The organism is Homoserinimonas sp. OAct 916 (genome assembly GCF_003260275.1).
GTDB lineage: Bacteria > Actinomycetota > Actinomycetes > Actinomycetales > Microbacteriaceae > OACT-916.
This window is the reverse complement of record NZ_QJHB01000002.1, coordinates 211,734-231,600: the sequence shown is the minus strand read 5'-3', so window position 1 is coordinate 231,600 and position 19,867 is coordinate 211,734. Positions and strand designations below refer to the sequence as shown.

Genomic DNA, 19,867 nt, shown 5'->3' with positions numbered 1-19,867 from the left:
CGCGGATGCCCGGGCACGAGCGCGCCGAATCCGTCACCTGGGCTCACAACGACACAACGCATACTGGTGCGAATGCTTTGATATCGGTAGCGGCCCCGATGCCGGTCGACGCGCGACTGGGAAGTTATCCGGCCGGTTTGTCCAACACCGCCGTGCGAGGCGCACCCGTGACGAGCGTGGCCGCCGGCTCGCGGCGGTGCAGGTAGGCAACACAATCATCGATGGTTGTGGCAAGCATGACGCGCAACCGCATATCGGTGTCGCTCACGCAGGCGTGGGCGATTCCCTCGACCGCGGTGCGGACGATGGCCGGGCTGACCTGTTTGACGAATTTTGCGGTGGAGCCGAAGCCGAGGGCGGCAACGAACTCGCGTGCCCAGGCGTCGGCGTCGGGTGCGAGGGCGAACGCCCGCGCGACCTGTTCCGACGCTTCTTCAGATATGCGCCCGTCGAGGTCGAGCAGTGCCCGTTCGCAGGAGAGGATTCCCACGGCGAGTGCCCGTTGGCGATCCGCACTGGACACCGGTAGCGCACTGGTCGCTGCGCGCAAAGCAATCAACACGCTCAGGCGGGGATCGTTGCTGGTGAGTCCGATCACCGTCGGGGTGAGCTCGGCCAACTGGGACCGGGAGTCGTCACTGCTGAAATCGTTCACCATTCGAGCAAGGGAAGCCAATAGCGAATGAGTGCATTTGGGGTGGTCACTCCACGGTTCGCCCGCGAGATACGAAGCGAACTCCATGAAGCATGCTCCGCTGCGGGGGCTCCGGTGTTTTCCCCGTGAGAGTACCGGCATCCCATCCGGCATGATCGCTCGTGACATCATGGCCTCCATCGCTTGAAACCGTCACCTCCAGTGTGACCCTTTACAACGCGGATGGAAAGAGCCAGAGTTCAGTCTGTGGATGTCGGCGACAAGACGAAAACTGGGATCCGACGACTCGTCTTCTCCTGGTAGGCGGCATAGTCGGGCCAGGCCGCGACCGCGCGTTCCCACCACAGGGTTCTCTCGTCTCAGCTCGCTTCGTGAGCGGTCATCTCGCGCACCTCCGCACCGTCTTGAAGCTGCACGAGCGGATGCGCACGCAGGTTGTGATACCAGACCGGATGCTCGGGTGCCCCGCCCATTGACGCGACCAGTGCGTATTCACCGTCATGTTCCACCCGCATCAAGGGAACCTTGCGCACCGCGCCGGTTCTCGCGCCCAGGCACGTCAGAATGACGACGGGTCTACCTCGCAGCGTGTTCCCCTCGGTGCCGCTCGTGCGCTCGTACAACTCGACCTGATCCCGCACCTGGGTGCGTGGGCTCGGCTGGTATTCACCGTCATTGCTCATGGTTCGAGTCAATCACGAGGCGAGTGCTTGTGCGCGTGACCCCGACCACCGCAAAGCCGCAGAGTTCGGGATCAGCGCCCGGACCTAGACTGGTGGGATGCAAAGTGATACTCCAACCGTTGTAGATTTCTGGTTCGACCCCTCCTGTCCGTGGGCGTGGATGACCTCCCGCTGGGTCGACGAGGTGGCGCGTCAGCGCGATTTGGAGGTGACGTGGCGAGTGATGAGCCTGGCGGTCCTGAACGAGGGCACCGACGTCTCTGACGAATACCGGATTGCGACCGCAGTGTTGCTGGGTTACACCCGTTTGGTGCAGGCGGCCAAAGAAGTGCACGGTGCCGAATACGTCAAGCCGCTGTATGACGGCCTCGGAGCCCGCCTTCACGTCGCCGGAGAGACCGACCCGGAGCAGATCATGCGGGGAGCGTTGGAGGATGCAGGGCTGCCGGCTGAATTCGCGGCCTATGCGCAGAGCGACGAGTTCGATGTGCAGCTTCGAGCAAGTCATTTCGATGGGATCAACCGTGTCGGCGAGGATGTCGGAACCCCGGTGATCGCTGTCAACGGTGTCGCCTTCTTCGGTCCCGTCATCTCCCCGGCTCCGAAGGGTGTTGAAGCCCTCACCCTGTGGGATGGAGTGGTTGCCGCAGCCAGTTACGACGGTTTCTTCGAGCTCAAGCGTTCCCGCACGCGTGAGCCGATCTTTGACTGATACTGCCTTTTCTCTGCAATAGTCTGGAGCCGTCCCGGCCGCCGTTGGCCTTCACGCGAGGAGTCACCCGCATGCGCATCCATATCGCCACCGACCACGCCGGTCTGCAGTTCAGCCGGCTTTTGAATCAGCATCTGACGGACGCCGGCCACGAGGTGATCGACCACGGGCCGACCGAGTATGACGCGCTCGATGACTACCCGGCCTTCTGCATCAATGCGGCCAAGGGGGTCGTTCGCGACCAGGGGGCGGGCATCCCCGCCCTCGGGGTGGTTTTCGGCGGGTCGGGGAACGGCGAGCAGATGGCGGCGAACAAGGTCGTCGGAGCGCGGGCGGCGTTGGTCTGGAACCTCAGCACCGCGTTGCTCGCGCGCCAACACAATGACGCGAATCTGATCTCGATCGGTGCCCGGCAGCACACGGCCGAGGAGGCGACCACCTTTATCGACGCCTTCATCGCCGAACCGTTCTCCGGTGAGGAACGGCACGTGCGGCGCATCACGCAGTTGGCCGAGTTCGAGGCGACGGGCACGATCGCGGGCAAGGGTGTCGATGGGTAACATCACAGCCTGGTGGCGTGCCGACGGCAGAGAGCCTTGGCTCGATGGTGAGCACGGCTGTGCCTGAGGGTCATTCCGTTCACCGCATCGCGCTGCAGTTCGAGCGCGACTTCGTCGGTCACAAAGTGGCGGTCTCGAGCCCCCAGGGCCGGTTCGCAAGTGGAGCCGCGTTGATCGACGGGCTGACGATGCTGGAGTCCACAGCGGTCGGCAAACACATGTTTTTGTTGTTTGAACACGAACGCTGGTTGCGCATCCACCTCGGTATTTACGGTGCCTGGGATTTCTTCGGCCAGGTCTCGCCGCTGTTCGACGAGGGTGGTGCCGTCGGCAGCATCGGGGCGCCTCGCCTGCGCCGAGCCGTGCACATGGCCGAAACGGAATACACCCGCACATTGGAGCTCACCGAATGGCCACCGGAACCGGTCGGGCAGGTGCGGGTGCGCCTGGAGACCGAGAACTCGCTCGCCGACCTGCGCGGACCCATGGCCTGCGAAGTTCTCGACGAGGCGGGGGTGCAGGCGGTGCTGGATCGCCTCGGCCCCGACCCACTGAGCGATCCGGGCCACGACGCCGAAGAGCGTTTCGTGGCCATCGTGGCGAAAAAACCGACACCGATCGGTCTGCTGCTGATGGACCAGTCGGTGATCAGCGGCATCGGCAACGTGTATCGAGCTGAGATGTTGTTCAGGGCCCGGCTCAACCCGCACACGCCGGGCCGCCTCGTGCCCGCGGAGGTGGTGGCCGCACTCTGGCAGGACTGGGTGCACCTGCTTGACCTCGGTGTGCGCAGCGGGCAGATGCTCACCATGGATGATGTCGACGGTGATGGCCACGCAAAAGCACTCGCCAACGTGGATGACCGACACTGGGTCTACAAGCGGGAGGGCCTGCCCTGCCGGGTCTGTGCCACGAACATCCTGCTCGAAGTGATCGGCGCCCGAAAACTGTACTGGTGCCCGACATGCCAGAAGTGACCAGCGGAGCCTCGCGATTCACCGGGGCAGCGCCTCTGGGTCCACCGTCGCGCGCGAGGGAGTTTTGATGAGAAAGAACCACCACTTCAGCCTCGACGACCCGGAGGCCGTGAAGCGGTTGATCCGGGAGAACCCGTGGGCGACTCTGGTCTCAACGACCAGTCGCGGTTTGGTTGCCTCGCACTATCCGGTGCTGTTGGACGAGAATCGCGAGGAGATCAGCGTCGTCAGCCACGTCGGCCGCCCGGACGAGAAGATCCACGAACTGGGCCGGGCCGAGGCCATTCTCATCATCGAGGGACCGAACGGCTACATCTCACCCGGTTGGTATGACGAGCGTCCGGCCGTGCCCACCTGGAACTTTGTCGTTGCACACCTCTACGGGGTTCCCGAAGTGCTCAGCGACCGGGAGAACCTCGACGTGCTCGCGAGGCTGGTCGACCACTTCGAAGACCCGATGCCGAGCCCGCGCCGCATGGACGGCACAGTCGAGAACGCTGCCTACGCGCGCGAGATCGTCGGTGGGACCGCCGGGTTTCGGTTCACTGCGACCAGGTTCACGGCCAAGAACAAGATGAGCCAGAACAAAGACGTGGCCACGGTCGTGCGGGTGCTGCAGGGCCTGGAGAGCACGGGCCCGTACCGTAATGCGCTACTCGCCCGGGAGATGCGGCGAGTGCATGGGCTGGAGGCGCGGTGAGCCTCGTACTGCGGGACGCACGGTTAGCGGAGGCGCCCGATGCCCGGATCGACGTGGTGGTCGATGACGGTGTGATCCAGGCGATCGTGCCGCACGGCAGCGAGGTCAAAACCCCGGGCGCACAGTACGTCGAGCTCGACGGGCGATTCGTCATTCCCGGGCTCTGGGATAACCATGTGCACTTCAACCAATGGGCGATGGCGGCCCGCCGACTGGATGTCTCGGCTGCCAGTTCGGCAGCTGAGACGGCCCGTCTGGTGGGCGACCGATTGGAGCGGAAACGCCTGGCCCCGGGGGAAGCGCTGGTCGGGTTCGGCTTTCGCGACGGATTGTGGCCCGACGCCCCGAGCCGTGAACTGCTCGACCGGAACTCTGGTGTGCATCCCGTGGTTCTGATCAGCGCCGACCTGCACTGCTGCTGGCTCAACTCGGCAGCGTTGGCCGAACACGGCCACCCCGAACATCCGACCGGGCTGCTGCGCGAGAATGACTGCTTCGCTGTGACTCGCGCGCTCGCCACCGTCACAGACGCCGAGTTGGACAGCTGGGTGGCCGAGGCGGCCCGCGCGGCTGCAGCGCGTGGCGTGGTCGGTGTGGTCGACATGGAGATGGCGTGGAACCTCGCCCCGTGGCAGCGGCGCATCGCTGGGGGCGGTCGCAGCCTGCGGGTCGAGTTCGGTGTCTACACGCAACACCTGGAACGGGCGCATGCCGAGGGACTGCGCACGGGGAACATCGTTGACGGCACCGACGGGCTCCTGGTGGTCGGACCGTACAAGGTGATCACCGACGGATCGCTCAACACGCGCACCGCATACTGTTTCGACGAGTACCCCGGGCTGGAGGGCACTGGCGAGGCCCACGGCCTGTTGACCGTGCCGCCTGAGCAACTGGTGCCGTTGATGCGCCGGGCCGTGCAGATCGGATTACGTCCGGCGGTGCATGCGATCGGCGATCACGCCAACCGACTCGCCCTCGACGCGTTCGAGACGGTGGGGTGCGCGGGTTCGATCGAACACGCCCAACTGCTCACCGAGCAGGACCTGTCGCGGTTCGCCACTCTGGGAGTCACCGCGAGTGTGCAACCGGAACACGCGATGGACGACCGCGACGTGACTGACGTCTTCTGGGCGGGCCGCACCGGTCTTGCATTCGCGTTGGCGAGCCTGGTCGAAGCGCAGGCGACGCTCTCGTTCGGCTCCGATGCCCCGGTCGCGCCGCTCGACCCCTGGCTGACGATGGCTGCGGCAGTCAGCCGCAGCCGCGACGGCCGCGAGCCGTGGCACCCCGAACAGGCGCTTTCGGCTCAGGCGGCGCTGGCGGCCTCGACCCGCGGGCGGGTCGTGCCCACACCCGGCGACACGGCCGACCTGGCCGTGATCGAGGAGAACCCGTTGGTGGCATCCGCAGACGTTCTGCGACGGATGCCCGTGGCAGCCACCCTGCTCGCCGGCCGGTTCACCCACAACACCCTCGGCTAGGCGACCCCCCCTCGGCCGTCACCTTCAAACGCGAACGCGCCCGTTGGAACGCATCGCGCCCGGTCGACCCGGGGCGAAGCGTGCCAACTGGCGCGCGGCGGCGTGCGAACTAGGCGCTGATGTGCGCGACGAGCAGCCAGCGGTCCTTCGTGAGGCCGGCCTCGATCTCGATCGCGATGTCCTGGCTGCCCTGGTCGATCTCATCGAGCTCATCGATGGCTGTGTGAATGTTGACCAGAGCCGCATCCATGTGGGCGACGATCTCACTGATCGTGGTCTCCGACTGCTGGAACCCGGCGCTCAGAGGCACCGCGGTGGTCTCCCGGGCGACGGTCCCGAGGCGGGCGTCGATCGGAAGGCCCAGCGCGATCACACGCTCGGCAGCAAGATCGGCCCACGCCTGGGCGTTGGCCACGACGACATCGAGCAACTCGTGCACCCCGATGAAGTTCGCCCCACGAACGTTCCAGTGAGCCTGCTTTCCGTTCACCACGAGTGCGGTCATGTCGATCACGATCGGGGTGAGGAATTGGGCGACACCGGTGGCAACGTCGGGGTTGGTGGCACTGGGGGATACAGCAGTGATCTTCGTCATGGGGAGTCCTTTCGTGACTGTGAGTACCCTACAACCGTACGCTTTGTGCCTGGCGGCGCAAGCAAGCTGAGGCTTGGCTTACCCCGGAGATTTGTGCTCGGTGGAGGCCACTGCGAAGAAGCGGTCAGATGCAGCAGTGACGGGGATGAGCTGGACGCCACGTGTGCAGAGCTGGGTTCGTGCGGGCAGTCACAAGCTGTCTTCGGGTCGAATCGACTTGCGGCGGTGGAGCGAGACCTGAAGGGCCATGACCGGGCCGATGAACCGCCGTTGGAGGCGGCGCGCCGGCCCCCAGATCGACTGCACCAGATACTGGGCGAGGATGGCGCCCGCGGCCAGTGCTCCGGCCACCGCTGCTGCGGTGAGCATCCCCAGCAGACCGTTGATGTCTCCCTCGAACAATTGCAGCAGCGACCGGAACAGGACCAGCCCCGGCACCAGCGGAACCAGGGCGGCCACGACGATCACCAGTGGCGGGGTGCGCACGATCCGGCTGGCGATGCCGGCGACCAGCCCCACCCCGAACGCGCTCACTGCCGACGACCAGATCGGGCCGAAGCCGGCCGAGACCCCGAGAAAGTAGAGCAACTCGGCCAGGGCGCCGAGCACGGCCACAAGCCAGAATGCTCGCCAAGGCATCTGAACGGCCAGACTGAACCCGGCCACGATCACGACCGCGGCCACGAGTAGAAGTGGCAGATTCTCCAGAGTCGGGGTGGCCATATCGGTGCTCAGAGTGAAACCCATCCGCGACAGCAGCAACGCCGAGCCGGCGACGCCCGTGACCAGGCCCATGGTGATCACCACGGCCTCGGCGCCGCGGGCGCTTCCGGTGACATAGAAACCAGACAGGATGTCGTGCACCGCGCCGAACGTCGTCACGCCGGCCAACAACATGATGATGGTGGCCACGATGACCTTTGACGAGGATGCGGATGGGTCGATCACCTGCACCAGTGCGGCGACGATGGGGCCGATGGCACCGCCGGCGACCGCTTGGTAGAACACCGGAACCTTGTGCCTGGCGAGCGTTTCGGTCAGCAGATCCACGAAGAATGTGGCCACGAAGGCGGCGACGATGACGACCGGGCCACCTCCGATCAGGATCGCAGCTCCCGCGCCGAGCAGGCTCCACCCGATACGCCGCCAGAACCGGCTGACCGGCGACCGGGTGCGCACGATCTCGGCCAGTTTCAACCGGGCCTCGGGGACGGGAAGCGGATGTCGGATCAGTTCGCCGATCAACAGACTGGTTCTGGTCAGCTGTGAATAGTTCAGGGTTCGGTACTTCACGTTGCGGCTGCGCGAGATCGACTCGTGGGTGCTGCGATTCTCGTAGGTGAGGGTGAGCAGCGTGTGGGTGACATCGGCCTCGGTGCGCTCCAGGCCGTAGGCTCGGGCGACCGCGTGCATGGCAGCTGTGGCATCCTCCGCGCCTGCGCCGGCGGCGAAGATCACCTCTCCGAGGCGCATCGTCAGATCGAGGATCGCCCGGGTCTGGGACCGGGTTTCGGCGAGAGAGAGTTCGTTCGGCAGCTGCACACTGGAAAGCATACGAAAAACCCCGCACGTGCGTTGCTGATCCGGGCCCCAGCGAGCTTGCCCTCCGCAACTCAAATGGGTCAGCGTACAGTGACGGATATCAGCGAGATCGTCAGTTACCAGTCGTGAGGTGACCATGAACAGTCCAACAAGCACCACGTCGAGGATGCCCGAAAAAGCTTCACATTCAGGTATTGGACCAGTGGAGGAGGCTGGGGTCTACAACTCGACCGCATATCGCACGTTCTTCGAGCATCAGTTCACGTATTTGGCCGGATTCCACCGCAATGTATTCCGTTTCGGCAATCAGGTTGCCCTACTCGATCCGCCTTCGGGGCGAACGTGGACCTATGCCGAATTGGCCGCCGACGTTGAACGGGCGGCCTCCGCGCTGAGTGATCGAGGAGTCGGTCCGGGCGATCGTGTCATGTACCAACTGTTCAACGGCCCCGAATTCGCGATCTTGTATCTGGCCACCCAGGAGTTGGCCGCGATCGGAGTTCCCATCAATTACCGACTCGCACCGGGGGAGGTCGCGCACGTGATTGAAGACAGTCGGCCGGCCGTGTACCTCTACGACCACGAACTGCAAGAGGTCGTCGAGCAGGCGCTTCTCCGGCAGCCGTCGCCGCTACTGGTCGCGGTCCAGGCCGCGGAGGGTGCCTCGTTGCTTCAGAACGCGGTACGCTTCGAGGACTTTCTGTCTTCAGCTTCTGGTCGCATCCCGCCGCTTGCCCCGAGCACCAGCACATATGACGAGACCACCCGGCTGTACACGTCCGGCACGACGGGCATGCCCAAAGGTGTACCGTTGCCGTCCATCGCCGAGGTGATGACCGCGCATGACGTGATCATGCACTTCCCGCTCACCCCGCACGACCGCACCTTGAATATGACCCCGTGGTTTCATCGCGGAGGACTGTACTCAGGCGGACCGAATCCGCTGTTCTACGTGGGTGGGGCGGTGGTGCCGCTGCGCGCCTTCGACGCTGCGACCGTGCTCGACTGGGTGACTGAATACGAACTCACGTTCCTGATCGGTGCACCGACCACACTCGCACTACTCGCCGATGAACAGCAGAGACGGCCCCGCGACCTCGGCACTCTGAAGGGGATCGTTACCATGGGAGCTCCGCTCGACAGGGCGGCGGCCCTGCGCTACCAGCAATTGCTGACCCCGCGCATCTTCAACGGCTACGGCACCACCGAGGCATTCTGGAACACCTTCCTGCGCCCGGAAGATCTGCCTGAGCACGCGGGCACCGCGGGTCGTTCCTGTACCGACGACGACGTGGCAGTGGTGAAGATCTTCGGTAATCGGCGTGCCCATCCGAGCGAATTGGTGGCCCGCGACGGCACCGAGTCAGGTGAATTGATCATGCGCTCGCCGAAGTCGGGGTTTGGCTATTTCAACCTGCCTGACCTGAACGAGGAGAAGTTCTTCGAGGGTTGGCTGTACCCGGGAGACGTCGCCACCTGGGACGAGGACGGCTTCGTGACCGTTTTGGGGCGCAAGGACGACATGATCATCTCAGGTGGCGAGAACGTGCACCCGGTGCAGGTTGAGGCAGCCATGGCCGACCACCCCGGTGTGGCGGACTCGATCGTGGTGGGGATTCCTGACGACCGCTGGGGGCAGCGCGTGGTCGCCTACATCGTGCGCAAGGATCCAAACCTCACCACCGCTGAGCTGGACGCCCACTGTCGTGCACACCCATTTCTAGCAAATTTCAAGCGGCCCCGAGCATTCAGATTCGTCGAATCGTTGCCGATGACTGCGACCGGTAAGAAGATGCATTTCAAGATCGCCGAGCAAGCACTGGCTGATGCGCAGGCAGACCTGCTGGAGCATGTATGAGGCGGGCTGTCGTGGTTGCCGGTCCTTCGTTCGCAGACAGGTGATGACGCATGCTTGAGTACAGTGACCGTGTCGTGATCACCGGGATGGGCGCTCTCACGCCATTGGGGCTGAGCGTGGGCGAAACGTGGGGTGGCCTGACTGCGGGCCGTAGCGGTGTCGGTCTGATCACCCGTTTCGACGCGAGGGACTTTCCCACCCGTATCGCCGCCGAGGTCACGGGCTTCGACCCACTGGTGGTGATGAGCGTGAAGAGCGTCAATCGCTCGTCCCGCGCGTCGCAACTCGCAGTCGCCGCCGCAAAGGAAGCTCTCGCCGACGCCGGTCTGCCGCCACGCGTGGATGATGAATTCGTCGGGGTTGTCGTCAACAGCGCAGTGTCGGGATTCGCGGAGATCGAAGAGGCTGCTGAGACACTGGCCCGCGATGGCCCGCGGCGCCTGAAGCCGAGCTTTGTGGCATCCGCACTGACCAATATGCCGGCCTGTGAGATCGCGATCGAAGTGGGCGCGCACGGGCCGGTGAACGCGAGCGCCCTGGCATGCGCATCCGGGGCCTACGCGTTATTGGAAGCACGCCGACTGCTGCTGACCGGCGAGGCCGACGTGATTATCTGCGGTGGCACCGACTCGGCGATCACTCCGGCGATGTTCGGCGGCCTGAGCGCGATGCGCGCCCTGTCGAAGAACAACCAGTCGCCCCAAGAGGCGAGCAGACCGTTCGATGCTGACCGGGATGGCTTTGTTTTCGGGGAGGGGGCGGTGATCCTCGTGCTGGAGACCCTTGAGCACGCGCGGGCCCGCGGAGTGCGGGTTTACGCGGAGGTCCTCGGCGGGGCGCTGACCTGTGACGCGTTCCACATCGTTGCACCCGACCCGTCCGGAGCATACTCACGACTGGCAATCAGCCGGGCGTTGACGGCCGCGCGACTGAATCCAGACGAAATCGATATGATCTGCGCCCACGGAACGTCGACGATCGCGAACGACCGCACCGAGACGATGGCGATCGAGCACGCCCTGGGCGATGAGGCCGCCTCGATTCCGGTGAGCGCTCCAAAGTCGATGACCGGGCATCTCATCGGCGCGGCAGGCGCGCTCGCCGGGATGCTCTGTGCGTTGTCGATCCAGACCGGGGTGATCCCGCCGACGATCAACTACACCACCCCAGACCCGGAGTGCTCACTGGACTATGTGCCTGGGGTTGCCCGCTACCAACCGGTGCGGCATGCCATCACGAACGCGTTCGGCTTTGGCGGCCAGAACTGTGTGGTCGCTTTCGGCCGGGTCTGACGAACTGTGATCATCAATGAGGACGGAGGGAGTCACATGGACGTGGAAAACCGAACCCCGTCGTATTCGAAGCCCGAAAGCCGATCGGGCGTTCCGGGCTCTGAGTATCGAGACGTCGAGTTCACCTCGGATGACGCGGTGCTTCGCGGCCGGCTGTACCTGCCGCACACCCTGCCCGCACCGATCGTCGTAATGGCGCACGGCTTCTCGGCAACCGTTCCCATGGTTCTTGACCGGTTCGCCGAGTGCTTCCGCGACCGCGGCATCGCAGTCTTTGTCTTCGATCATCGCGGGCATGGTGACAGTGACGGGGAGCCTCGTGGCGAGATCAACCATTGGGTGCAGGCCCGCGGTTACCTCGATGCAATCAGTGCCACCCGAACATTCGAGGGCTTCGACACGGCTCCCATCGCGGTGTGGGGCGACAGCTTCAGCTCGCGCGTGGCCCTCGGTGTCGCCGCGCTGGATGATCGAGTGGGCGCACTTGTCATCCAATCGCCGGCACTGGGTGACCGAGTGGCCTCTGACACCACTGACGACGCGCAACTCGACGTCATCAGGGAATTCTTGGATGCCGGCGCACTTCGTGCGCCCGAAGCGACGTGGACCTCCGCACCGGTCGTCTCGGCTGACCAGACCTCTTCGCCATCGGCGCTCACACCGCTGACCGCATTCCGATGGTTCATCGAGTACGGTGCCCGTTACGGCACGGGGTGGACAAACCGTGTGACGTACACAATGCCGAAGGGCGCACCACGGTTTGATCCCTTCGTCTTCGCCCCACGAGTGCGAGTGCCCACACAGGTCATTGTGGCCAGGCACGATGAGATGCCCGGAGCATCCAGTGACGTGACGCGCGCGGTGGCTGACCACCTTGCAGGAACGACGGAGGTACTCGAAGTGGATGGCGGACACTTCGGGCTTCTCGAATATCCGAGTGCGTTGTTCACACAGGTCAGCACCGCCGAAGCTGATTTTCTGACTCGAGTGCTTCGCCCCGCGTCGGTTACCGCAACGCTCCGATCCGCAGTGCGACAGACTTGAAATCACGCATCCGTTTCTCATAGGTGGCCGCGATCACAATCAGGATCACGCCGCCGATTCCGAGCCAGAGCCACCAGAGCGCGCTGTAGACAGTGGAGATCCACGGCCAGAGCTGGGCCAGTGCGTGCAGAACCAGCACCCCTCCGGCAATGAGCAGGGGCGCCTGCCACTTGCGCCACACAGCGACCAGCAGAATGACGATGCAGACCACCCCGAGGCCGATCACCCGCCAGAGCGGGGGCACCCAGAAATTGGCGAGGTACGACGGAACCAGAAGCACCGCGATGCCGACGCCCAATTCGGGCCAGGTGCGCCTGCCGGCATACTTGTGCAGTCGGATGATCCCGGCGCTGATCAGGGCGACCGCGATCGGCATCGTGATCAGCTCGAACGGCGTGGCTGCAGTGAAGGCCAGCCCGGCCAGCCCGACCACGGCCAAGGCAGCCGCCGACGCCCATCCCAGTAGCAATGCGAGCGGAGCGGTCCTCATCACTGCAGCAATCACATGTGTGGCTCCCACCACTGTGATCAGTGCCAAGATGCGGGTTTGGGCGTGCTCTCCAGCGGTCACAGCGGCCAGTTCTGGCAGCCCCAACAGAGCCAGCGGGTAGAGCACCGGCAGGCTCCAGGCTGTAGTGCGATTGCGCACGGCGAACACGATGGTGACCACTGCGGCGACAACCACACCGGGCGCGATCCAGGCCTCCAACTGCCAACCCGCTGCCCCCGCCTCGCGGATCACTGCCATGCCGCGCAGGTAACCGGGCACGCCGACCGCGGCCAGACCGGTGACCAGGGCCACCAGACGCACCGGGATAGCCGCGAAGGTGCGTGGCACGTCGAGTGATGCGATTGCCAGCAGTGCGCCGGCGGCGATCAGAATGATCGGCCGCCAGAGTGTGCCGCTGTCAGAAACAAGGATGCTCGGAACCGCCGCAATGGTCGCGCCAGCGACCACCAGTGCGGTGCGGCCGGAGGATCCGTTCGTGGTGGGACGTCGCCACGCGATCACGGTGGCCAGCCCGATCAGGGCCGCCGCGAGTGGCAGGGTGTACCACTCGACGACCGTGACCTCACGCACGAACAGGGCCTGCCACAGGCTTCCGACTGCCAGTGGCAGGCTCAACCAGGCGATGTGCCGGCGCGCACTGCTGCCGGTGAAAAGGTCGCCGTCACCCGAGGCCACAATGAACGGCACACACGCCACGATCAGAAGGGCCAACCAGCCGAGGCTGCCACCGGAGATGATGGCGGCGCCCGCCACAACAAGGGTGACCATGAGTGTCGCGGCATCCCAGCCGATGCGGTTTGCGCGAACAACCCGTCTACTCAGCGCGAGCAGGCCGAAGACGGCGGCGGCCAGAGCTGCCACTGCCGCGGCGATCTGGGCGATCTGGGAGACATCAGTGACCCGCGCGTATGCTCCGACGAGCATGTGTGCGAGCCAGGCCAGCGCAAACGGGGTGATGATGGCAAGGGCGATGGCCTCCGGATGCGTGGAGACCGGGCGTCGCAGTTGCCAGCTTGCGCCGGCGGCGACCACCAGGGTGAGGATGATCGTTGCGGCTGTGGTGCCGACGATCAGCCCGTCGGTGTTGCCGGTGGCGTTCAGCGTCAGCAGCACGGGTGCGCCGACGATCACCACCGTGAAGGCGATCCAGTTCACCGCGCGGGCATCGGGCCGGGGCACCATCGGTCCCACGAACGCAGCGAGCAGGAGAAGTCCTGCGGCCACCGCGGTGGGCCAGAACCCGCGGTCGAGGGCGTTCACGACGTTCGGGACCGCGCCGATGTCGACCAGCCACAGGGTCAGCCAGCCCAACGCCAGGAGCACCAGCGCCGCGGCCAGTGCAGTGATCATCGCTAGAAGAATCGGTCGGGGAGTTGCGCCCGTGCGGCGGCCCGAAACGGCCAGTGCCGCTCGAACTGCGACCAGGAGCACCGTGGCGACCCCCACAGCGATCGGCCATACGGGGGCGCTGAGCCATCCGGCGCCATAGGTGCCGACAGCGGCGATGACCGTGCTGATTCCCAGTACCGGCCGGAGGCCCGGGCTCACGCGGAGCAATCCGAGTGTGAGTGTGCCCGCGATCGCGAATGCGGTGAGGGAGATCGCGACTGCGGCGACCGACCCTGCCATGGCCGCTGAGCCGAGCAGACCGACCGCAGCGATGGCGGCCGGTATCGCGGCAAAGCGGGTCAGAACCTTCAGCAGGGCGAGGGCGAGCGCCAGGAGCGCGGCAGTACCGAGAACGCCGACCAATGCCCACCACGAATCACCGAGGAATGAACCCGTCCTCCCTTCGAACGGCAGGAATCGCCACGACCCGGGCGACCAGACGAACAGTCCTAAAACCTGGCCCAGCCCGAACAGCGTCGCCGGAACCATAGAGACACCGGTCATGATCGCCAGGGGGATCGTCAGCACGATGGCCGCTCGCCTCGCCGCGGGGGTGGTTCGGCGGCTGATGAACCAGGTGGCGCACACGCTGACGAGCGCCGCATAGATCGGCGCCAACCCGACCACTGCTCCCCAGTCGACGATCACGGCGGCTCCACGCCCGGCAGACTCGAGCGCGTCATGCGTGGCAACGGCAGCGAGAATTGCTGCCAGACCGCCAAAGATGCCGAAGACGACTGCGCTGAAGGATACCCAGCCGTCGATCAGGGCAGGCCGGGCCGGCGCTGCCGGTGCTGGGGCTGGCTCGTTGACCGGTGCGGCGGCTGGAACTGCGGCGGCGCCACCTGCGATGGCCGGAACCCGGTGCCGGAAACCGACCGCAGCGGTCACCGCCCAAAGCACTGCGAAGCTGGCGATGAGCGCAGTCGGCGTCCAGATGTTCTCGTGCGCCACGAGCGGGCTGAAGATCCCGATACCGGCGGCAGCATACCCGCCCAATCGCAGGATGCGTGCCTCCGCGGGGCGGTGACGGGCCAGAGGCCAGGCCAACCCGGTCGCGCCTGCGGCGAGAAGGCCGAACCAGCCAGCCAGGTCGGGCCATACCGGCTGGAACGCGCCGGTCACCAGGAAGAAGACCCCGAGGGGCGCCAGAGATGCCGCAGCAACCGTCATCACTCGCAGTCGCGTCAACCGATGGACAGCAAGCAGAACGGCAGCAAGTACCAGAAGTGCGATGCCGGTGTACGACGGGGTGTTCAATCCGCCCGAGCCGAACAGGTCGTTCGCCCGAATGAGCCAGATGTTCACGAGCGCCAAAACAATTGCCAGCACCCCGATGCCCTCGGCGGTTCCGGTCAACGACTTTCGGCGCAGCAGCCAGGCGATGCCGAACGCCCCGACCGCAGCGATTGCAGTGAGAATCGAGCGTATTTCGATGGAAGCGACAACATAGGCCAGGAGCACGAAGAAGATCGCCATGATCGCGACCAGAACGACGCCGATGGTGAGCAAGAAGATCTGCACGCCGGAGCGTCTGGATTTTGCAGGTTCGGCAGGCACCCCTGGCCCGGCTACGTACCCGGGTGCCGGCGGCTGTGGGGGAGCGAATGCAGGAGCGGTGTCTGCCGCGGCCGTGACGTGTCCGGGCACCGCAGCAGCATGCTGTGTCGTCGCACCGACTGGTAGGAGATCTTCGTGCACTGACGACGTGCCCGGTGCCTGAAACGCTGCCGGCGGCATCCAGTGCTCCGGCTGGGCAGCCTGCCCGGTCAAAGTAGCCTGTTCGGTCGAAACTGTCTGGGGAACCGGCACTGGTTCCTGCGCCGCCTGGGTTGTCTCGAGCTCATAGGCGGCCCACGCCTCGGCCTCGGCCCTCGCCTGCTCCGCGCGCATCTGAGTCAACAATTCGGCGCGCTCACCGATGGCTTCGGCCACGCGCTCCGATGCCGCGAAGACGTCGGCGCCCAGCGGCATCATCACATCGAGCCCGCACCACTGGCAACGGGTCTCGCCGAGGGGGGTGAAGCAGGAGGGGCAGTGGGATCCGCTCGTGAAGAGGTCGGGATGCTGCGGCCAGAGGGCAGCCGGGAATGCCTCCGAGGGGGAGTCAGGGTCGATGCTCATCCGAATACTCTGGCAGAGAGCGCGGCTCGGGGCGAGCCGAACACCGCGCGTGTGCCGATCGTGCCTGTCGAGTCGAGCTACGCAGTCAGAAGAGCAGCGAGGTCTTCATCGACCAACCGACGCAGCCGTTCCTCACGCTCGGCCAGATAGCGGGTGTCGACCGGGATGACGGATCGATCCAGCGACTGCTCGATGATGACGGCGACCTCGTGCCAGGCATCATCGCGGGCGCGGATCACCAGATCGTCGAGAAAGTCATCGTCTTGACTCTGTTCGCGCAGACTCCGGGCGATCGCCTCCGAGACGGCGAGGCGGTGCTTGAGATTGGCGAAATCTGCCGATCGGTAATCGTGGGCGTGACGTGCCCGACCGTCGGTGGCCGCCGACCAGCGCTTGGCTTCGGAGAGCCTCTCGGCTGCCGCGTCGGCCTCCGCAGCGAGTCGCTCCAGAACCTCGCGAGCCAACGAACGATGATGGGCTTTGTCGTAGGTGTGCCGCCCGGTGAGCGAATCCACGAGAATGCGGTTCTTCAGCGACATCCGACTGGCGTAGTTCATCAGTTGCAGACCCTCAGAGGTTGCTTCTGCCAATGACACCGGCTCGGGTGCCGGGAGTGACGAGTGGTCGAACGGTTTCATCTTCGGTCGCTTCGGGCGACGACGAAACCATGCCACTACGACACCTGCTTTCCGAATTGAGATCCCGAATCTCTTCCCCCTTGAGCGTACCTCCAGTCCCTCTCATGAGGAGACGGAGAAGCGTGCGTTGGCGGCGATTCGAGGCGTGCTGGACAGGGGGGGGATCAAGGACTGACGGAGAGGAAACCCGGGGCCGGCACCAATTCGAAGAACAAAGATCCGGTGCGGGTCTTCGGTTCTCGCCAGCCCTGGGCCATTCAGTGTCGCCTTCAGGGCTGACGGAGTTGGAGGGGCTGACGAGAATCGAACTCGCATCATTTGTTTGGAAGACAAAGGCTTTACCACTAAGCTACAGCCCCAGAGTTCGCCAATAAATAGGTTCTCATCAGGAGTTTACCTGACATCGGCGGTTCTGGATATTCAATTGTGCGGATGTCGTTCCGCGCCAGCCGGCAGAGTTCCGAGAACTCGAACCATCAGCTTGGAACGCTGAGGCTCTGGAGCCACATCCCCGCGCGAACATCCTACCCAAGAAACTGTAGGTGATCCGTGCGTGCCAATCTTATACATTAGACTTGCCGAGGTCATTTCACACAGCAGACACGGCTTTTGTGTGTGAGTGTGTGGACTACTCGGATTCGACACAGGATCCGGGGCGTAGCTCAGCTTGGTAGAGCGCCCGGTTTGGGACCGGGAGGTCGCAGGTTCGAATCCTGTCGCCCCGACAAGGCAGAAATGTTCGCCTTATGGAACACAGCACCGATCTACAGGAGAGCACACCAGTGAAATCCACGCTCGAAGAATTGAGCCCCACCCGCGTCAAGCTGGTCATCTCGGTCACCCCGGACGAGTTGCGCCCCCACATCGACCACGCCTACAAGCACATCGCCGAGCAGGTGAACATTCCCGGCTTTCGCAAGGGCAAGGTTCCGCCGCCCCTGATCGACCAGCGGGTCGGCCGCGAGGCCATCATGGAACACGCGGTCAACGACGGCATGGACACCTTCTACCGCGGCGCCGTCGAGGAGCACAAGGTTCGCTCGATCGGGCGCCCCGAGGTCGACGTGATCGAGTGGCCCAGCAAGGGCGACTTCTCCGGTGACCTTCAGCTGTCGATCGAGGTCGACGTTCGCCCCGAGATCACCCTGCCCGACTACGCGGGCATCACGCTCACCGTCGACGAGGCCGAGGTCACCGATGAGGAAGTGACCAGCGAGCTCGATGAACTGCGCACCCGTTTCGGCACCCTGATCACGGTCGATCGCCCGGCGCGCACGGGCGACTTCGCCCAGATCGACCTGGTCGCGACCATCGACGGCGTCGAGGTCGACAGCGCCGACGCGATCTCCTACGAAGTGGGCTCGGGCGACCTGATCGAGGGCATCGATGAGGCACTCGACACCCTCACCGCCGGTGAGACGACCACGTTCGAGTCCACGCTCCTGGGCGGCGACAACGCCGGTCAGGTCGCACAGATCTCGGTCAACATGCTGGCAGTGAAAGAGCGTGAGCTACCTGAGGCGAACGACGACTTCGCGCAGATCGCCAGCGAGTTCGACACCATTGACGAGTTGAAGGACAGCCTCAAGGAGGATGTCGCGAAGACGAAGGTCTTTTCCCAGGGCCGCCAGGCCCGCGACATGCTGGTGGAGAAGCTCCTCGAAATGGTCGAGGTTCCTGTTCCCGAGAAGCTGATCGCCGACGAGGTGCACCGTCACCTCGAGGGTGAGAGCCGGCTCGAAGACGACGAGCACCGCGCCGAGGTCGAGATCTCCACCACCAAATCGTTCAAGACCCAGCTGCTGCTCGACACGGTCGCCGAGAACGAAGACGTGTCGGTCAGCCAGGAGGAGTTCACCCAGTACATCATCCAGGGCGCCGGCCAGTACGGCATGGACCCGAATGAGTTCGCGAAGGTGCTGCAGGAGAACGGTCAGATCCAGTCGATCGTCGGCGAAGTTGCCCGTAACAAGGCCCTCGCGATCATTCTCGGCCGCGTGAGGGTTGTCGACTCGGCCGGCGCCGCCGTCGATCTCGGCGCGTTCGTGGCGGTCGACGGAGACGACGATATCGAAGCCCACGAGGCTGCCGAGGAGGCAGCCGATGACGCGCTCGACGAGGCCGCAGAAGACGCACCGGTGGCTGAAGCCCCGAAGACGTCGAGGGCCAAGAAGGCTGCTGTGGCTGACGACTCGGATGCCGCCGTGGCCGCCGCCGCCGCCGCGGTGAAGGCCCGTAAGGCCGCCACCAAGGAGGCTTCGGCGAAGAAGGCCGCCGAGAAGAAAGCTGCGAAGAAGCCGGCCGAGAAGAAGCCCGCAGCGAAGAAGTCCGCGAAGGCCGCCGAGTAGGCTGCTTGACACGCGTTGGCCGGGCATCGACAGGTGCCCGGCCTTCCGCGTCTTCCAACCCGTGCGCGATTGCGCTCCGCCCACCGCGAACAGGGCATTCTTCGGGCATCCGCTCCGCTAGATTCTTAGAGTAGCGACAACTGAAACGGAGTAAGGCACATGGCCCAACCCGCACTCATCAGCAGTGTTTTCGATCGACTTCTCAAAGACCGCATCATCTGGCTCGGCCAAGAGGTGCGCGATGAGAACGCCAATGAGATCTGCGCCAAGATCCTCTTGTTGGCCGCAGAGGACCAGAAAGAAGACATCTACCTGTACATCAATTCGCCGGGTGGCTCGATCACCGCGGGCATGGCGATCTACGACACGATGCAGATCGTGCCGAACGACATCGTCACCGTCGGCATCGGCATGGCGGCCTCGATGGGGCAGTTGTTGCTCACCTCCGGCACCAAGGGCAAGCGGTACATCACTCCCAATGCCCGTGTATTGCTGCACCAGCCGCACGGCGGTTTCGGCGGCACGTCGAGTGACATCCAGACCCAGGCACAGCTGATCCTCGACATGAAGCGTCGGTTGGCCGAGATCACGGCCCAGCAGACTGGCAAGACCGTCGAGCAGATCAATGAAGACGGTGACCGCGACCGTTGGTTCAACGCCCAGGAGGCGTTGGAGTACGGTTTCGTCGACCACGTTCGCGACTCGCTCAGCGATGTCACGGGCGGCGGCGGAACCGACGACAAGAAATAGCCGCCGAG

The 19,867-nt window shown here is 64.7% G+C and carries 15 protein-coding genes, 2 tRNA genes and 1 pseudogene; 11 read left to right on the top strand and 7 right to left on the bottom strand.

Annotated elements, in window-relative coordinates; translation table 11 throughout:
- Positions 1-124: 124 nt before the first annotated feature.
- Both DL891_RS03410 and DL891_RS03405 read right to left on the bottom strand, forming a co-directional pair.
- Positions 125-658: a hypothetical protein gene (locus DL891_RS03410; protein WP_198668749.1), complete on the bottom strand. Its 534-nt coding sequence runs from the start codon at positions 656-658 to the stop codon at positions 125-127.
- Positions 659-894: 236 nt separating this feature from the next.
- A pseudogene (locus tag DL891_RS03405) lies at positions 895-1,338 on the bottom strand (nitroreductase family deazaflavin-dependent oxidoreductase).
- A 97-nt stretch (positions 1,339-1,435) separates the two neighbouring features.
- Here DL891_RS03405 and DL891_RS03400 point away from each other — a divergent pair.
- The 5 genes from DL891_RS03400 to DL891_RS03380 all read left to right on the top strand — a co-directional run bounded on the left by DL891_RS03400 (position 1,436) and on the right by DL891_RS03380 (position 5,768).
- Entirely contained in the window at positions 1,436-2,050 is a 615-nt protein-coding gene (locus DL891_RS03400) for a DsbA family protein (protein WP_111719014.1), read from the top strand.
- A 71-nt stretch (positions 2,051-2,121) separates the two neighbouring features.
- Positions 2,122-2,610 (top strand): ribose-5-phosphate isomerase, encoded by a 489-nt coding sequence (locus DL891_RS03395; protein WP_111719013.1) that lies wholly within the window; start codon positions 2,122-2,124, stop codon positions 2,608-2,610.
- A 59-nt stretch (positions 2,611-2,669) separates the two neighbouring features.
- Complete coding sequence (locus tag DL891_RS03390) at positions 2,670-3,587, top strand: Fpg/Nei family DNA glycosylase (protein WP_111719119.1); 918 nt, start codon at positions 2,670-2,672, stop codon at positions 3,585-3,587.
- A 67-nt stretch (positions 3,588-3,654) separates the two neighbouring features.
- Positions 3,655-4,287, top strand: a complete 633-nt coding sequence (locus tag DL891_RS03385) for an FMN-binding negative transcriptional regulator (protein ID WP_111719012.1) — start codon at positions 3,655-3,657, stop codon at positions 4,285-4,287.
- Positions 4,284-5,768 (top strand): amidohydrolase, encoded by a 1,485-nt coding sequence (locus DL891_RS03380; protein ID WP_111719011.1) that lies wholly within the window; start codon positions 4,284-4,286, stop codon positions 5,766-5,768. The genes DL891_RS03385 and DL891_RS03380 overlap by 4 nt, the downstream gene beginning before the upstream one ends.
- 109 nt (positions 5,769-5,877) lie before the next feature.
- On the opposite strand, the gene DL891_RS03375 is transcribed toward DL891_RS03380, so the two are convergent.
- Both DL891_RS03375 and DL891_RS03370 read right to left on the bottom strand, forming a co-directional pair.
- Positions 5,878-6,363: a Dps family protein gene (locus DL891_RS03375; protein ID WP_111719010.1), complete on the bottom strand. Its 486-nt coding sequence runs from the start codon at positions 6,361-6,363 to the stop codon at positions 5,878-5,880.
- Positions 6,364-6,552: 189 nt separating this feature from the next.
- Positions 6,553-7,917 carry a threonine/serine exporter ThrE family protein gene (locus DL891_RS03370; RefSeq protein WP_198668748.1) on the bottom strand — a complete coding sequence of 455 codons (1,365 nt, stop codon included), beginning with the start codon at positions 7,915-7,917 and terminating at the stop codon, positions 6,553-6,555.
- 190 nt (positions 7,918-8,107) lie between these two features.
- On the opposite strand from DL891_RS03370, the gene DL891_RS03365 reads away from it, so the two are divergent.
- Genes DL891_RS03365 through DL891_RS03355 form a run of 3 tightly spaced genes read left to right on the top strand, consistent with a single transcriptional unit; the run spans position 8,108 to position 12,099 of the window.
- Positions 8,108-9,763, top strand: a complete 1,656-nt coding sequence (locus DL891_RS03365) for a class I adenylate-forming enzyme family protein (protein WP_232818985.1) — start codon at positions 8,108-8,110, stop codon at positions 9,761-9,763.
- A 50-nt stretch (positions 9,764-9,813) separates the two neighbouring features.
- On the top strand, positions 9,814-11,055 hold the full coding sequence (fabF, locus tag DL891_RS03360; RefSeq protein WP_198668747.1) for a beta-ketoacyl-ACP synthase II: 1,242 nt from the start codon (positions 9,814-9,816) through the stop codon (positions 11,053-11,055).
- Positions 11,056-11,091: 36 nt separating this feature from the next.
- On the top strand, positions 11,092-12,099 hold the full coding sequence (locus DL891_RS03355; RefSeq protein ID WP_111719007.1) for an alpha/beta hydrolase: 1,008 nt from the start codon (positions 11,092-11,094) through the stop codon (positions 12,097-12,099).
- Here the strand turns inward: DL891_RS03355 and DL891_RS03350 are convergent.
- The 3 genes from DL891_RS03350 to DL891_RS03340 form a co-directional block, all read right to left on the bottom strand.
- The gene (locus DL891_RS03350; protein ID WP_111719006.1) at positions 12,062-16,123 is read right to left on the bottom strand and encodes an SCO7613 C-terminal domain-containing membrane protein; all 4,062 of its coding nucleotides are present in this window, start codon (positions 16,121-16,123) and stop codon (positions 12,062-12,064) included. The genes DL891_RS03355 and DL891_RS03350 overlap by 38 nt on opposite strands.
- A gap of 77 nt (positions 16,124-16,200) precedes the next feature.
- On the bottom strand, positions 16,201-16,761 hold the full coding sequence (locus DL891_RS03345; protein ID WP_111719005.1) for a hypothetical protein: 561 nt from the start codon (positions 16,759-16,761) through the stop codon (positions 16,201-16,203).
- A gap of 285 nt (positions 16,762-17,046) precedes the next feature.
- Positions 17,047-17,120 (bottom strand) — tRNA-Gly (locus DL891_RS03340).
- Positions 17,121-17,412: 292 nt separating this feature from the next.
- On the opposite strand from DL891_RS03340, the gene DL891_RS03335 reads away from it, so the two are divergent.
- From DL891_RS03335 to DL891_RS03325, 3 genes are all read left to right on the top strand, one after another.
- A tRNA-Pro gene (locus DL891_RS03335) sits at positions 17,413-17,486 on the top strand.
- A 57-nt stretch (positions 17,487-17,543) separates the two neighbouring features.
- Entirely contained in the window at positions 17,544-19,109 is a 1,566-nt protein-coding gene (gene tig, locus DL891_RS03330; protein ID WP_111719117.1) for a trigger factor, read from the top strand.
- Between the two features lie 159 nt (positions 19,110-19,268).
- Entirely contained in the window at positions 19,269-19,859 is a 591-nt protein-coding gene (locus DL891_RS03325) for an ATP-dependent Clp protease proteolytic subunit (protein ID WP_111719004.1), read from the top strand.
- Positions 19,860-19,867: the final 8 nt, after the last annotated feature.

Excerpts from the sequence above, each read along its gene's own strand:
- DL891_RS03355 (WP_111719007.1), top strand. The coding sequence starts at position 11,092 with ATGGACGTGGAAAACCGAACCCCGTCGTATTCGAAGCCCGAAAGCCGA.
- DL891_RS03385 (WP_111719012.1), top strand. The coding sequence starts at position 3,655 with ATGAGAAAGAACCACCACTTCAGCCTCGACGACCCGGAGGCCGTGAAG.
- DL891_RS03395 (WP_111719013.1), top strand. The coding sequence starts at position 2,122 with ATGCGCATCCATATCGCCACCGACCACGCCGGTCTGCAGTTCAGCCGG.
- DL891_RS03410 (WP_198668749.1), bottom strand. The coding sequence starts at position 658 with ATGGTGAACGATTTCAGCAGTGACGACTCCCGGTCCCAGTTGGCCGAG.
- DL891_RS03375 (WP_111719010.1), bottom strand. The coding sequence starts at position 6,363 with ATGACGAAGATCACTGCTGTATCCCCCAGTGCCACCAACCCCGACGTT.
- DL891_RS03325 (WP_111719004.1), top strand. The coding sequence starts at position 19,269 with ATGGCCCAACCCGCACTCATCAGCAGTGTTTTCGATCGACTTCTCAAA.
- fabF (WP_198668747.1), top strand. The coding sequence starts at position 9,814 with ATGCTTGAGTACAGTGACCGTGTCGTGATCACCGGGATGGGCGCTCTC.
- DL891_RS03370 (WP_198668748.1), bottom strand. The coding sequence starts at position 7,917 with ATGCTTTCCAGTGTGCAGCTGCCGAACGAACTCTCTCTCGCCGAAACC.
- DL891_RS03350 (WP_111719006.1), bottom strand. The coding sequence starts at position 16,123 with ATGAGCATCGACCCTGACTCCCCCTCGGAGGCATTCCCGGCTGCCCTC.
- DL891_RS03345 (WP_111719005.1), bottom strand. The coding sequence starts at position 16,761 with ATGAAACCGTTCGACCACTCGTCACTCCCGGCACCCGAGCCGGTGTCA.
- DL891_RS03400 (WP_111719014.1), top strand. The coding sequence starts at position 1,436 with ATGCAAAGTGATACTCCAACCGTTGTAGATTTCTGGTTCGACCCCTCC.